This is a genomic window from Clostridiales bacterium, from assembly GCA_015243575.1.
Lineage (GTDB): Bacteria > Bacillota > Clostridia > Peptostreptococcales > Anaerovoracaceae > Anoxybacterium > Anoxybacterium hadale.
The window spans coordinates 2,320,800-2,335,534 of sequence record CP042469.1 but is presented as its reverse complement, the minus strand read 5'-3'; the positions used below and the strand labels follow the sequence as shown (position 1 = coordinate 2,335,534).

The following is a 14,735-nucleotide window of genomic DNA, read 5'->3' as shown; positions in this document are numbered from 1 at the left end:
GGCAAGCGTCTCCCATCGGAGCACGGCTACACGTAATACCACCACATGCGCTCTTCTTCGGAGCTTTCGCTGCTGTTGCCTTCTTCTTCTGAAAGCCTGCTTTCGATATACTTTGCAATATCTCCCACGGTGCGGAAGGTATGAACGTTTTCGTCATGGATGGTAATTTTGAACTTTTTCTCGCATTCAATGATGAACTTTGCGACGTGGAGCTTTTCAATTTCAAACTCCGGGGTCAATTCCATGTCCGAGGTAATTTCTTCCTCGTCCAGTCCTAAAATATCAGCCAGTATTTCGGCTGTTTTTTTAAAAGTCAAAAAAATCTCCTCCTATCCGACTTGTAGATGCAATAACAAAAAATGGCTATAGAAATGCTGGATTAGAAACTCCTTCATCTGGCAGCATTAATCCAGGAGGAGGCTCTTTTCTTTCGCATAAAACAGACTAAGTCTGTGAAGCGCTCTGGTACAGCCGATGTACAAAAGCTTCCGGTCGTCTTCTGAGGCATAGTGATCCTTATCGACATCACAGAGCAGGACCGCATCAAACTCCAGGCCCTTTGCCATATACAGGGGAAGAACAAAAACTCCTCTGATGTCCGTAATGGTATCGGTGCCAATAAAGCGAACCTCTGACTGCAATCCTTGCTGGGGTCGCTCAGGTGATTGCTCCTGACGCTCGGGTAAATGCTTTAAACGTTGATAAAGCAAACGTGCATCTGCTTCTGTCTTGCAGAGCAGCCCGATTGACTGATATTGCCGATCCTGGCACAATCTGATTTCTTCCCGGATCAGTTCGTCAAGGGCTTCCTGATTTTGTGCTCCATAAATCCCCGGCGCTTCGCCGCTTCGGCTAAAGCTTTCCATTTCGGAGCTTTGCCGGAGAAATCTTTTGCTGAAACTCAGAATTTCACTGGTACAGCGGAAACTTTTATTCATGGTCACCAAAGCGGATTTTTTCTTATCTAAAATTTTGCTGATGCTGTCAAAGAAGGCCAATTCCTCGGGCTTTTCGATCGTCTGGTAGATATCACCCAAAATCGTGTACCTTGCATTGGGAAATAAAAGCTTTAACAGCATAAAGTGAAGCGGGTAATAATCCTGTGCCTCGTCGATGACTACCTGTTTGATTGATTTTCCATACCGAAATCCGTTTAATTTCAGCTGCAGCAGAGCCAATGGCAGGCCGTCTTCGAAAGCCAGCTGCTCTTTTTGCAGATTTTCCCGGGTATACTCTAAAATAGAGTCAATGCCATCGGGGAGGGCGATTCCCTTTGCCAGGCAGTGAAAATAATTTGGATCACGAAAGAGGGTTTTGTAAAGAGAAAGGACATCCAGCCTGGTAAACTGTTCGATGTTTCGGCTCAATGTGGTGCTTTCTGATATGGAAAGCAGCCTTGCAAATTCTTCTGTTTCAAAAACATGTTCCGGATATTTCGCAGCAAAGCTTCTTAATTTCTTCATGCGCGCTTTTCGTATTTTGTGAACTTTTTGATAGATTGCTTCCTCCAGATGCTTGAGCCGCAGTCCAAGTGGAATATCCCGTTTTCTGTCAAGAATTTCTGCCTTAAGCAAGTGGCGGCTGGCAATGCACTTTCCATCATAATCAATATCGCTGAACCCAATCCATTTCCTCGGAATATCATCGATAAAGCGATCAAGAATTTCTTTGAATTCCAGCGATGTCTTAAATGTCAGACTTCTTTTCCTCAAATCAATATTGCTGCCCACTTTAGCGGTCAAGGGGATGTCTTCAATGTTGCTGCCCGCTTTAGCGGTCGGGTCGGTCTCTTCGATGCTGATGCTCTCTCTTGAGGTCAGGAGGGTCTCTAAAAGCTGATTCTTTGTTTGAATCCGTGCAGTGGGCAAGATCAGCTTGAGTAGGTCGTCAAAGTGGATCGAGATTACGTTATCCTCTCCCAACTCCGGAAGCACATTGGAAATATACCGTTCAAACAGTGTATTGGGTGAGAGAATCATAATATTATGGGCAGAAAGCCTGGAGGAGAGCCCTTGATACATCAAATAGGCCACTCGGTGAAGCGCTACGGAGGTTTTTCCGCTTCCTGCAACGCCCTGCACCATCATCAAGTCGTTTTCAAGATCTCGAATGACGATATCCTGATCTTTCTGTATAGTTTCAACAATGGCTTTCATCTTGGAAGAGGCATTCTGGGATAGAAGCTTTCTTAGAAATTCGTCCATGATCTGTACATCGGCATCAAAAAAATATTCGAGTTGCCCATGATGAATCTCAAATTGACGTTTCAGGCTGACCTTTCCTGAAATTCTACCATTCGGCGCATCGTAGAATGCATTTCCAACCCCAAAGCGGTAGAAAACGCTGGCAAGGGGAGAGCGCCAGTCATAGACCTGGATTTCAACCTCTTTTTCATCAATGAGAGAAGAACGTCCGATATAAATTTGCTCTGCTTCATCCTCATCTTCAAATTGAAAATCGATTCGGGCAAAATAAGGTGACTCTATCATCCGTTCCAAAGCAGCTATTTTACCTGCGGCTAATTCCAGTGCTGACAATTTACCGGATACGACATTTTCGTATTGACTCAAGGCAACCAACTCATAAAATCGGTCACTGGACCAAAGATTTGACATGGAGAGTCTAGAATTTTCCCATAAATCCTGCTTTGCGTCTATGAGATCCGATTGCTGTTTGCTGCTGCTGTGACGAACGTCTGCTAACTGTTTTTCTGCGATTGAGATAATATGGTTTAAATGTTTTGCTTCGAAGTCAAATTCCATTTCATAGTGTTCCATAGGATACCTCCTTTGCTGACATAACCAACGGTACCTATCAAAGTAACACGATTGGTCTTTGGAAACAAGACTTATTATTTCCGCAGAAATGTGATATAATTAAAATGAAATAAAACGAAGCAAGAAAAACTAAGGGGGTTTCTATAAAAGAAAACCCCATTTTTGTACCCTGGGAGTTGCCTGAGGGTTGATTTTTATAATGATTAGTTAACTTTGGGTCCATTTGTTTTTCGTATGACAGAAAGTATAATGAAACTCGAAAGGAAAAACTGCAGCGTTTTATTCAAAATAGACTGCAGAAGGTGATTATGATGAAGGAAATCAATATTTCAAGAATTATTACTGATAATAGGAGGGCAAAAGGAATTACACAGGAGCAGCTGGCAGCCTATATGGGTGTTTCGAAGGCTTCTGTTTCAAAGTGGGAAACGGGACAGAGCTATCCTGACATTACTTTTCTCCCTCAGCTTGCTGCATATTTCAATATTACCATCGACGATCTGATGGGCTATGAGCCGCAAATGACGAAAGAAGATATCAAAGAACTGTACCACAGATTATCAGCAGATTTTGCAAACAAACCGTTTGCAGGAGTCTTAGAAGAATGCCGGAAAATCATCAGAAAGTATTATTCATGTTTCCCGCTGCTCATGCAGATGGCGGTTTTGCTCTGCAACCATCATATGCTGGCAGAAGAAATAGAGGAAAAGAAAAGAATTCTGGAAGAAGCGGCAGAGCTTTGCGAGAGGATCAAAACCGAGTGTGAGGATCTTTGGTTGACTAGGGAAGCCGCCTCTCTTGAGGGAGTTTGCTTCCTCATGATGAACAAGCCGCAGGAGGTAGTGAACCTGCTGGGAGAAACCATCAGGCCAATAGCCAATGATGAGGCAGGAATTGCACAAGCCTATCTTATGATGGGAAATTTGTCTGGAGCAAATCGGGTCTTGCAAATCAGCATGTATCAGCATTTGCTGGTTCTCGCAGCCTCAGGCTGCAGCCTGCTCCAGCTTCAAAATGAACAGTTCGAGGAAACACTCCGGCGGCTGCTTTCCCTTGCGGAGATATTTGATCTGGAACGCCTTCACCCCAATACCATGGCATTGATCTATCTGAACGGGGCACAGGGCTTCTGCATGAAGGGTGATCAGGAAAAGGCACTAGACATGCTCCAGCGGTATGCGGTGCTTTGCACCACGGCCTTCTTTCCTTGCAACCTGCACGGTGATGCCTTCTTTTATGAGCTTGATGGCTGGTTTGAAGAATTTGATCTGGGAAAAGAAGCGGTTCGAAGCGAGGAGCTGATCAAGAAGAGCATGATTCAAAGCATTGCGCTGAATCCGGCATTTGAGTCCTTAAAGCAGGAGCCGAAGTATAAAAATATCATCGCGATTTTGGAAACGGGCTTGGAAACAAACTAGAATGTGGCAGACAATAAAATATAGTGATAAAAATACATTCTTAGAATATAGCCATTCGGATTCAGATCTGTCCAATGTTTCTTAGTATTTCTTGATAGCGAAGTGTTCCCAAGGTGCTGGGCAGGCCCTTTTTACAAAAGGTCAGCCCGGCCAGCTTTGGAACGATTCGTTCAACGATGATCTGACCGTCTTTTGTTTTTGATTCTAATGCTTCAAGGGCTTCTATAAACCGACTGTCTGATTTCGACCGGGCATAAAAGGACAGTACATAAACGTAATAGAAGAGGTTGTAGCTTCGGAATGGGTATTCCACCTGCATGAACAGTGTGCCGATTCCGTAGTGGCAGGGGCCGATGGGTGCTTTGATCGTCCAGTGGTTCAGCAGAAAATCGACTGCGCGGTCAAGGGCCTGCTCTTGATTGAAATAGCTGCTGAAGCGAAATGCATCCAGAGCAAGCAGTGTCGGTAAGGGGTTGGAATATTCGGTTTCCGGCCCGCGGCCAAAGCTGAACTTATTGCATCGCCAGCCTCCGTCGGCGTATTGGGTGTCTAGAAGATGGAGGAAGATTTTTCCGAGTCTGGTATCAGAGGCATACCCCATGTGGCAGAGCGCGTTTGCTGCATGTACGGTATGGCATGGATAAACAGCTCCCTGGGGGTATAACTTGAAGCTTCCGTTTTCTCTCCATGCATCAAAGATCAGGTCTGCGCAAGCTTTCAGTAAGGGATCATCCGATTCCAAGCCAAGTTCCAATAGATAGTTGACCGACTCAAGGGTAGAAAAGGGAGCTCCTTTGATCAGGCGCTTGTCCGGTGTCGTCCAATAGTCTGCGCCGTTATCGTATCGATGGGAAAGAATTTCTTCAAGATCCCGAATATATTGTGTTTCAACCATTCTTTTCACTCCATTTCGTGAGTTCTACGATTCAATTTTGATAAGATGAAAATGATGATATGATCAGTATAATCTCAAAATAAGACAACGGCTAGTCATATTTATACTGAACAAGATTAAATGAAAAGGAAATACACCTGTCGAAATAAAACGAAAAAATTTTAATCTCTTTGATATTTCCAGATGGAAATATTTTGTTGTTTATGGTAATATTTTAATCGAAATATTTATTTTACAATTGTCTCATCTAATACAAATCCCCTGATCCAAGAACCGAATAAACGGCAAACATTATAGAAACTGATTGGAGATAAAAAATGTGTAAAAAAATCTTGGCCGTAATTGCGCTTATGATTGTTCTTTTGGGATTTAATCTTCTGAACGTTCCTTCATACTCCTATGCGTTGACGGAAAGCAATCCCTTTTCCGCCTCTGATAAAGCCCACAATGAGCTTCTGCAGCTTATGAAGGGGGAGGGTGATATTAAAACTTCCAAGCTTAGCAAGTTATCTTTAGACGAGGAAAGGCAGAACGATCAAAAGCAGAAGCAAGCTTCTAAAGAATTAGAGGAAAAGCGATATATCGTTAAATTTAACGACAGTGCTTCTCTGCAAAAAGTTTATGATGTTGTAAAAACATATGACTATGAACTGATTGGTAAAAGCGAACAGCGCATGCTTGCGGTAAAGCTGGATGATTTGGCAAAGTTTAAGCTTCAAGCGGCGGAGATGATTGAATTCATCGAGCAAGATCATCTCATGAAACTTCATGCGGTTCCCAATGACGCTTACTATTCCGAGCAATGGGGTCTGACCGCTGTTAATATGCCAAAGGCATGGGATGTTTCAAAAGGTTCAAATAAAGTATTTGTTGCGGTAATCGACTCCGGTGTCGAGCGGAGCCATCTTGAAATAGCGAAAGCAGATGTGCGGGCTGGGTATGATTACATATATGGCGGATCGTGTGACTGGGATTTTTTTGAAGGGCACGGTACAAATGTTACGGGAATCATTGGAGCTGCTACCAATAATTCAACTGGGATTGCAGGTGTCAACTGGAATGTAGCCGTCATTCCGTTAGCGGTTGTTGATTTCTCGGGTAAAATTTATGAATCTGTTGTAATTCAAGCGATTAATGACGCAGCAGCCATGGGGTGTGACGTAATCAATCTCAGCATAGGTGGACCAGACTATTCCGATGCCATGAATCGTGCGATTCAAAATGCGCTCTCAAAGGGATGCATAGTTGTAGCTTCTGCCGGAAATGATGGAAATTCCTCATATTCCTATCCTGCATCCTACGACGGCGTCATCAGTGTTGGTTCTGTTAACAGTGATTTATCTCGTTCCTCCTTTTCTCAGTATAATAATGCTGTTGATGTAGTCGGACCGGGATCTAATATATTGACCACTGCAGATCCCAAATATTCATACTCGGATTATGAATATGTGGACGGGACTTCGTTTTCCGCCCCCCATGTTTCCGGAATTGCCGCACTGGCTGCAGCCCGTGATTCTACGCTGACTCCGGCGAAAATGAGAAGCCTGATTCAAACCACCAGTAAGGATCTTGGAACAAAAGGGTATGATAATTATTTTGGATATGGTCTGATCAATGCCGGCGAAATCATGAAGGTGATTTCCAACCCTCCGACGGTACCTGCGGGGCTGACGGTAAGTGTAACAGGCAGCAAGCAGTGCACCCTTAAATGGAGCGCTGTCAGTGGAGCCGCATCCTATACCATATATCGCGCAACAAGCGCAGAAGGAAGCTACACCAAGCTGGCAACCGCAACGGGAACCAGTTATATTGACAGCGGAGTGAAATCCGGTTCGTCCTATTGGTATAAGATAAGCGCCACCAATGGAGTCGGAACAAGCGCCCAATCAGGAGCTGTCAGCGTAATCATTGCCATTCCAGGTGTACCTACCGGACTTACCACAAGCGTAACCAGCGCCAGCCAGTGTACCGTGAAATGGAGTGCAGTGGCCGGGGCAGTTTCTTATGATGTATACCGGGCAACAAGTGCAACCGGAACCTATACAAAACTAGCGACAGTAACTAGCGCCAGCTACGTGAACAGCGGATTGACCAAGGGTTCCGCTTATTGGTATAAGGTAAGCGCCACCAATGGATTAGGGACAAGTGCGCAATCAGGCGCAGCCAGTGTTACCATGGGAATTCCCGGTGTGCCTGGGAGTTTGACGACAAGTATCACCGGCAGCGGTCAGTGTACCATAAAATGGAGCGCCGCCAGCGGTGCTGTCTCTTATGATTTATATCGAGCCACAAGTTCCTCAGGGACATACACAAAACTGACTACAGTGACTGGAACAAGTTATGTGAACAGCGGATTGACCTCAGGAGCTTCCTACTGGTATAAGGTCAGTGCTGTAAATGCAATGGGAGCAAGCGCTCAGTCTGCAGCAGCCAGTGTAAAAATAGCAATTCCAGCTGTACCGTCAGGACTTGCAGCAAATGTAACTGGAAGTACGCAAGTTACGGTGAAATGGAGTGCTGCAAGCGGTGCGGCTTCCTATGATATTTACCGAGCCACAAGCGCGTCTGGAAGCTACACCAAGCTGGGAGCCTCAACTGGAACCAGCTACATGGACAATGGAGTAAAAAAAGGTTCTTCTTATTGGTATAAAATAAGTGCAGCCAATGCAATAGGAGCAAGCGCTCAGTCGGGTGCGGCAAGTGTAACCATTGCAGTTCCTGGCGTACCAACGGGCTTGATCGCGAGCGTTACGAGCACAAGCCAGTGCACCATTAAATGGAGCGCTGTCAGCGGAGCGGTTTCTTATGACGTATACCGGGGTGCAAGCGCAACGGGTACCTATACAAAACTCACAACGGTAACCGGCACCAGCTACGGAGACAGCGGGCTGAAAGCGGGAGCTTCCTACTGGTACAAGGTAGCAGCAACAAACGCAATTGGAACAAGCGCTCAGTCTGCTGCGTCAAGCGTGAGCCTTGCCACTCCAGGTGTACCCGCAGGCCTTACGGCAGGAGTAACCGGCAGCAGCCAATGCACTGTCAAGTGGAATGGGGTCAGCGGAGCCGCTTCCTACGACGTATACCGGGCTCCAAGTGCTAGCGGAGCCTATACAAAGCTGGCAACCGTCACGACATCCAGTTATGCGGACAATGCAGTGGCCGCCGGAGCTTCCTACTGGTACAAAATCAGCGCGGCAAACCCACTGGGAGTAAGCGCCCAGTCCAGCGCGATCAGCGTGAAAATTGCTGTTCCTGCTGTGCCCTCCGGACTGACAATAAGTGTAACAAGCAGCAGTCAAAGTACTCTAAAATGGAACGCGGCAAGCGGAGCCGTATCCTATGATGTATATCGGGCCTCAAGCTCATCGGGGACTTATACAAAACTTGCAACCGTAACCAGCCCTGCTTATACGGATACCGGGCTAAAAACCGCTTCCTCCTACTGGTATAAGGTCAGTGCCTCCAATGCATTGGGAACCAGTGCCCAGTCAGCAGCTGTCAGCGTAACAATGGCCATTCCAGGAGTTCCATCTGGTCTTGCGACTGCCGTAACGAGCAGCACCCAATGTACTGTTAAGTGGAGTCCTGTGAGCGGAGCGGTATCGTATGATATATACCGGGCCACAAGCGCAACCGGAACTTTTTCAAAGCTTGCAACGATAACCGGTGCAAGTTATGGCGACAGCGGATTAAAAGCGGGTTCTTCCTATTGGTATAAAGTAAGAGCAACAAACGCCTTAGGATCCAGCGCTCAATCGGCGGCAGCCAATGTAACCATAGCGGTTCCGGCAGTACCAGCGGGGCTTACTGCAAGTATTACCGGGGGCAGTCAGTGTACTGTCAGATGGAGTTCCGTAAGCGGAGCTGTTTCCTATGACATATATCGTGCCACAAGCGCTGCGGGAACCTATACCAAACTGACAACGGTGACGGGCACAAGCTATTTAGACAATGGTGTAACTACAGGGTCCTCCTACTGGTATAAAGCCAGTGCCGTCAATGCTATGGGAGCCAGTGCGCAGACCAGTGCGGTCAGTGTGAAGATCGCTGCCCCAGGCGTTCCGGCGGGAATCATAACCAGCGTAACGAGCAGCACTCAGTGTGTGGTCAAATGGAATGCGGTCAGCGGAGCTGTTTCTTATGATATCTATCGGGCAGCAAGTGCCACAGGAACCTACACCAAACTAGCAAATGTTACAAGCGCCAGCTACACTGACAATGGGCTGACCACAGGGTCTGCCTACTGGTATCGAATCAGCGCAGTCAATGCGCTGGGTGCAAGCGCTCAGTCTGGAGCTGTTAGCGTTAGCATGGCGATTCCCGGCGTTCCTGCGGGACTCACAACGGGGGTAACAAGCAGCAGTCAATGCATTCTCAAATGGAGTGCTGCAAGCGGTGCTGTTTCCTACGATATCTATCGTGCCACAAGTGCAACTGGAACCTTTACAAAGATCGGAACGGCAGCTGCTTCCAGCTATACAGACAGCGGGCTGAAATCAGGTACCTCCTATTGGTATAAGGTAAGGTCAACAAATGCTCTGGGATCAAGTGCTCAATCATCAGCGGTCAGTGTGACCATGGGAATCCCGACTGTTCCGTCGGGGCTTACTGCCAGTGTCACCGGAAGCAGTCAGTGCACGATCAAATGGAGTGCTGCAAGCGGAGCTGTCTCCTATGATATTTATCGGGCCACAAGTTCTGCGGGAACCTATACAAAGCTTGCCACAGTGACTGCAACAAGCTATGGCGACAACGGTGTGGCAGCCGGTTCTGCTTATTGGTATAAAGTGAGTGCGGCCAATGCCATGGGGGCCAGTGCCCAGTCAGGAGCAGTCAATGTTACCATTGCCATTCCAGGAGCACCGTCGGGTCTGATTACCAGCGTTACAAGCAGCAGCCAGTGCACCGTCAAATGGAGTGGAGTCAGCGGAGCGGTTTCCTATGACGTATACCGTTCCACAAGTTCTGCCGGTACCTATACAAAGCTGACCACTGTTACAGGCACCAGCTATGTAAACAGCGGATTGACCGCAGGCTCCTCCTATTGGTATAAGGTAAGTGCAGTCAATGCACTGGGAGCGAGTGCTCAGTCCGGTGCAGTGGGCATGACCATTGCAGTTCCCTCCGTGCCTTCAGGTCTTGCTGTAAGTGTAACCGGAACAACCCAGTGTACCGTCAAATGGACTGGGGTAAGCGGAGCGGTTTCCTATGATGTGTACCGTGCCACAAGCGCTTCCGGTACTTATACAAAGCTGGCAACGGTAACAACCAACAGTTATATAAATACCGGACTCACATCCGGTTCTTCATACTGGTATAAGATCAGTGCGACAAACGCCATGGGAACAAGCGCTCAGTCAGGAGCGGTCAGTGTTAAACTGGCCATTCCGGGAATACCGGCAGGCGTAACGGCAAGTGTGACAGGCAGCACTCAGTGCACCCTTAAATGGAGTGCTGTGGCAGGTGCGGTTTCCTATGATGTATACCGTGCTACAAGCGCTGCCGGTACCTATACAAAGCTGACCACAGTAACTGCTAACAGCTATGCAAACAGCGGACTCACTGTGGGAGCGACATATTGGTACAAAGTCAGTGCTGTAAATGCACTGGGATCAAGTGCTCAGTCCAGCCCGGTAAGTGTTTCAATTCCTGTTCCTGTTACAGGTATTCTTTTAAATCCGAACACCATGCTTCTTATGGAGGGTGGAGCAACAGGAACGCTGACCGCAACGGTCAGCCCGGTAAACGCAACAAACAAAGCGGTGACATGGACATCTAGCGACAATAATGTCGCAACTGTGGTCAACGGGATTGTGACGCCGGTATCGACGGGAACGACAACGATAACTGCTGCTGCACAAGCCGGAGGCTTTAAGGCAACCTGTACAGTGACGGTGAAGCCGGCTGTTATTCAGGTGTCAGGTATTTCACTGGATAAAGAACATCTCATCTTAATCGCAGGAGGCTCGGAAGAAGCAATAAACGCAACGGTAAAACCAGAAACTGCATCCAATAAAAAGGTGATATGGATTTCTAGCGACACAGATGTCGCAATGGTGAACGATGGAATTGTAACACCAGTGTCTTCGGGTTCGGCAACAATAACCGCAACGACAGAAGCCGGTGGATTTACAGACACCTGCTCAGTGACTGTAAGTCCTCCTGAAGAAGAGGAGCCAGATCTCATTACTCAGGGATTTGGAGTTGTAGCGGGATTTTCCACTTTTGATCCAAGAGATGTGAAGCTGTTTGCTATAAATGGAGAGGCGAAAATATACCCAGTATCGGATGAGCTGGATTATGTGTCAAGAGGTCAGCTGGTCTATTATGAACTCAACGAAGAAGGTGAGATCGTTGTGTTGGATTCCGATAACGCTGTATCAACTGATTCGGGAACAATAATTCTCAGTTCGTCGGAAATCGATTTGAATGGAACCGTCTACAGCATTCAAGCAGATGTGTCGGTCTTCTTTTATGGAGGAGTTACACCGGAGGCTGACAGCAGCAGATATGATATCGGCACTATCGGTCATCTGATCTATGGAAGTCCCATAAACTCGCCGGTGAGCATCTATGTGGTACAAGGCGAAGTGGTAGCCATGTTAGTACCGAAATCAGCAAACAGCGTGCCTGAGCCAACGGGCTTAAAGGGAATTGCACCGACATCTGACGCCGACGATGATGGCAGAATCACTGGAACCAACAGTGATATGGAATATAAGCTCTCAACAGAAACAAATTATATTGAGGCAATCGGTACAGAAATTTCCGGTTTGGCCGCAGGTGACTATCATGTAAGGTATGCAGCGAGGGACGGAAAACCGGCAGGCGGAAAAGTGACCGTGACAGTTCCCCCCTACATTGGAGCGGATCATTATGGATTGGTTGTGGAATTCGATCATAGCTTTGATCCCAGGGTCAAGCTGATGGGGAATCATGATGGTGGCACAGGAGTCTATCTGATCTCCCGGGATATTGATATCGATTTGCTGAAGGGATGGGTGATCGCCTATGGACTTGATGAGTCCGGTGAGATCGGTGCGATCGATCGGCTTGAAGGGATACAGGCAGATACTGGATTGAAAATTGAGAGTTCATCTTCATTGAGTTTTGGCGAAAGTCCCTTCGAGATATCCGATGATGTAATGGTATTTACCTATGATGGAAGCGGGCCGGATAACGACGGCAATAAGTATAAGATGACTTCCATAGAAGAAGTTGTAGGTTTGTATACCTCTCCAGTTATGATTTATACCGATGAAAAGGGGCTGGTAGTGGCACTTCTGATACCGGCGTCCTCTTAATTAATCCTTTCGGAGGATATGATACAGGATAAGGGGAATGAGTTTTCCGGCTTCTTAAGCAGTGTTTTCTTCTTGACGATTGTTCGTGAGGTATATGTAATTAATAGGTTGAAATGGGCTTTCTCTGAGAGAAAGCCCATTTTTTAGTCTTTAGAGATACCGAGAGGTATCGCCATTCGGATTCGGTGCCTTTTGGCAACTAGACAACAGCTAGTCATATTTCATTTGATGATAAGACGAACACAGAATAAATTAAGAAGAGGCATATTGACAGATGTCTATATGTAGAGTATATTTGTATAAACGAATATAGATATGTTTGAATATCTATAGAAAGGGGGTTGTTATTTTGGATATTGTAAATGTTCTGAAAGCGTTGTCTGATGAGACCCGACTGCGAATCCTGAATCTTCTTGATGAGAAGGAACTCTGTGTCTGCGACATTGTGGAGTCTCTGGATGTTTTACAGACGAAAGCATCCAGACATCTCAGCTATCTGAAAAAAGCAGGTTTACTCACAAGTCGTAAAAATGCACAATGGGTTTATTATTCTCTCTTAAAAAATCAAAATATTGAATTTGTCAATGATTTGATTCAGAAAACGCTGAGAGGGACCGAACCCTATGATACAGATCTGATCCACCTGGAAGCATGGCTGAGCCGTAAGCAGATCGATTGCTGAACGACGTCAGAAAAACAAAATAGAAATAACGAGAATCGCGAGCCACCGAGCCAAATTGAAGATAATAATATTTTAAATTGAGAGGTTATGATGATGAAAAAAGCGAATAAAATCGACATGAGTTTTTTTGAAAAATACTTAACTGTATGGGTTGTGCTGTGTATGGCAGCGGGAATTCTTATCGGAAAGCTGTTACCCGGAATCCCGGAATTTTTAGGTCAATTTGAGTATTACAATGTATCGGTGCCTGTTGCGATACTGATTTGGATCATGATCTATCCGATGATGATGAAGGTGGATTTCAAAAGCATAAAAAATGTCGGAAGAAATCCGAAGGGCCTATTTGTAACCTGGGTTACAAACTGGCTCATCAAACCCTTTACCATGTATGGCATAGCTGCTTTGTTTTTCTATTCAATTTATCAGGCCATCATACCTGCCGATTTGGCCAGAGATTATCTGGCAGGTGCGGTCTTGCTTGGAGCCGCCCCCTGCACGGCCATGGTTTTTGTCTGGAGCCATCTTACAAAGGGAGACCCGGCTTATACCGTTGTACAGGTTGCCACCAATGATCTGATCATCTTAATCGCTTTTACGCCTATCGTAGCTTTGCTTCTAGGGATTGGGGGCGTGGCTGTTCCGTGGAATACGCTGATCCTGTCCGTGGTCCTCTTTGTGGTAATTCCTCTTGCGGCAGGAATTGCTACCCGGGTATCCCTGATTAACAAGAAAGGGGAGGAATATTTCAATCAAACCTTCCTGCCCAAATTCAACAATATCACTATTGCAGGGCTCCTTTTGACACTTGTTATTATTTTTTCATTCCAGGGAGATGTTATTATAGAGAATCCGCTGCACATCCTGCTGATTGCGATACCACTTATTATTCAAACATTCCTTATCTTCTTTATTGCATACCTTGCAGCCAAGGCTTTAAAACTGCCTCATAATATCGCCGCCCCTGCAGGGATGATCGGTGCTTCCAACTTCTTTGAGCTTGCTGTTGCCGTAGCCATTGCCTTGTTTGGAACAACCTCTCCTGTTGCATTGGCCACGATTGTCGGAGTGTTGGTTGAGGTTCCTGTTATGCTGATCCTCGTCAAGATCGCCAATAATACGGTTTCCTGGTTCCCGGCAGGTCTGTCAGAAAAAGAATAACGATAGCATCGTTCGGAAGCAAGCCAATAGGAGGATTATAACAAAAAACCATTGATAAATAGGAGGATAGACTAGATGAACAACGAAAAACCAAAGGTGGCATTTATCTGCGTCCACAATTCCTGCAGGAGCCAAATTGCTGAGGCGCTTGGGAAATATTTTGCGGGTGATGTGTTTGAAAGCTTCTCTGCGGGAACGGAAACAAAGCCCCAGATCAATCAGGACGCGGTAAGACTCATGAAGGGCCGATACGGAATCGATATGGAAAAGACGCAGTATTCAAAGTTGCTGACTGATATTCCGGAGGTGGATATCGTGGTCAAAATGGGCTGCAATGTCGTTTGCCCCTACCTTCCCGCTGACTACACAGAGGACTGGGGACTGGATGACCCAACTGGAAAAAGTGATGACGAATTTAAAGGGATAATCGATGCTATTGAGCTGAAAGTTAAAGAATTAAAGCAAAGGATTCAAGAAAACAAGAAATAGGCTGCTGGTAGA

At 46.2% G+C, this 14,735-nt stretch carries 8 protein-coding genes; 5 read left to right on the top strand and 3 right to left on the bottom strand.

Features of this window, described 5'->3' with window-relative positions; all coding sequences use genetic code 11:
- Positions 1 to 26 precede the first annotated feature (26 nt).
- Complete coding sequence (locus FRZ06_10290; GenBank protein ID QOX63709.1) at positions 27 to 323, bottom strand: acyl carrier protein; 297 nt, start codon at positions 321 to 323, stop codon at positions 27 to 29.
- Positions 324 to 404: 81 nt separating this feature from the next.
- Positions 405 to 2,777: an AAA family ATPase gene (locus FRZ06_10285; protein ID QOX63708.1), complete on the bottom strand. Its 2,373-nt coding sequence runs from the start codon at positions 2,775 to 2,777 to the stop codon at positions 405 to 407.
- Positions 2,778 to 3,088: 311 nt separating this feature from the next.
- Here FRZ06_10285 and FRZ06_10280 point away from each other — a divergent pair, with 311 nt between their 5' ends.
- Complete coding sequence (locus tag FRZ06_10280; GenBank protein QOX65899.1) at positions 3,089 to 4,195, top strand: helix-turn-helix transcriptional regulator; 1,107 nt, start codon at positions 3,089 to 3,091, stop codon at positions 4,193 to 4,195.
- Between the two features lie 61 nt (positions 4,196 to 4,256).
- Here FRZ06_10280 and FRZ06_10275 read toward each other — a convergent pair whose 3' ends face one another.
- Positions 4,257 to 5,090, bottom strand: coding sequence for a prenyltransferase (locus FRZ06_10275; protein ID QOX63707.1), 834 nt, complete (start codon positions 5,088 to 5,090; stop codon positions 4,257 to 4,259).
- A gap of 317 nt (positions 5,091 to 5,407) precedes the next feature.
- Between FRZ06_10275 and FRZ06_10270 the strand changes: the two genes are divergently transcribed.
- From FRZ06_10270 to FRZ06_10255, 4 genes are all read left to right on the top strand, one after another.
- Positions 5,408 to 12,394, top strand: a complete 6,987-nt coding sequence (locus tag FRZ06_10270; GenBank protein ID QOX63706.1) for a S8 family serine peptidase — start codon at positions 5,408 to 5,410, stop codon at positions 12,392 to 12,394.
- A 349-nt stretch (positions 12,395 to 12,743) separates the two neighbouring features.
- Complete coding sequence (locus FRZ06_10265; protein QOX63705.1) at positions 12,744 to 13,076, top strand: winged helix-turn-helix transcriptional regulator; 333 nt, start codon at positions 12,744 to 12,746, stop codon at positions 13,074 to 13,076.
- Between the two features lie 93 nt (positions 13,077 to 13,169).
- Entirely contained in the window at positions 13,170 to 14,234 is a 1,065-nt protein-coding gene (arsB, locus tag FRZ06_10260) for an ACR3 family arsenite efflux transporter (GenBank protein QOX65898.1), read from the top strand.
- Between the two features lie 75 nt (positions 14,235 to 14,309).
- Positions 14,310 to 14,723, top strand: coding sequence for an arsenate reductase ArsC (locus FRZ06_10255; GenBank protein QOX63704.1), 414 nt, complete (start codon positions 14,310 to 14,312; stop codon positions 14,721 to 14,723).
- Positions 14,724 to 14,735 lie beyond the last annotated feature (12 nt).

Coding starts and splice junctions, on each gene's coding strand:
- FRZ06_10255 (QOX63704.1), top strand. CDS start 14,310: ATGAACAACGAAAAACCAAAGGTGGCATTTATCTGCGTCCACAATTCC.
- FRZ06_10270 (QOX63706.1), top strand. CDS start 5,408: ATGTGTAAAAAAATCTTGGCCGTAATTGCGCTTATGATTGTTCTTTTG.
- arsB (QOX65898.1), top strand. CDS start 13,170: ATGAAAAAAGCGAATAAAATCGACATGAGTTTTTTTGAAAAATACTTA.
- FRZ06_10280 (QOX65899.1), top strand. CDS start 3,089: ATGAAGGAAATCAATATTTCAAGAATTATTACTGATAATAGGAGGGCA.
- FRZ06_10285 (QOX63708.1), bottom strand. CDS start 2,777: ATGGAACACTATGAAATGGAATTTGACTTCGAAGCAAAACATTTAAAC.
- FRZ06_10275 (QOX63707.1), bottom strand. CDS start 5,090: ATGGTTGAAACACAATATATTCGGGATCTTGAAGAAATTCTTTCCCAT.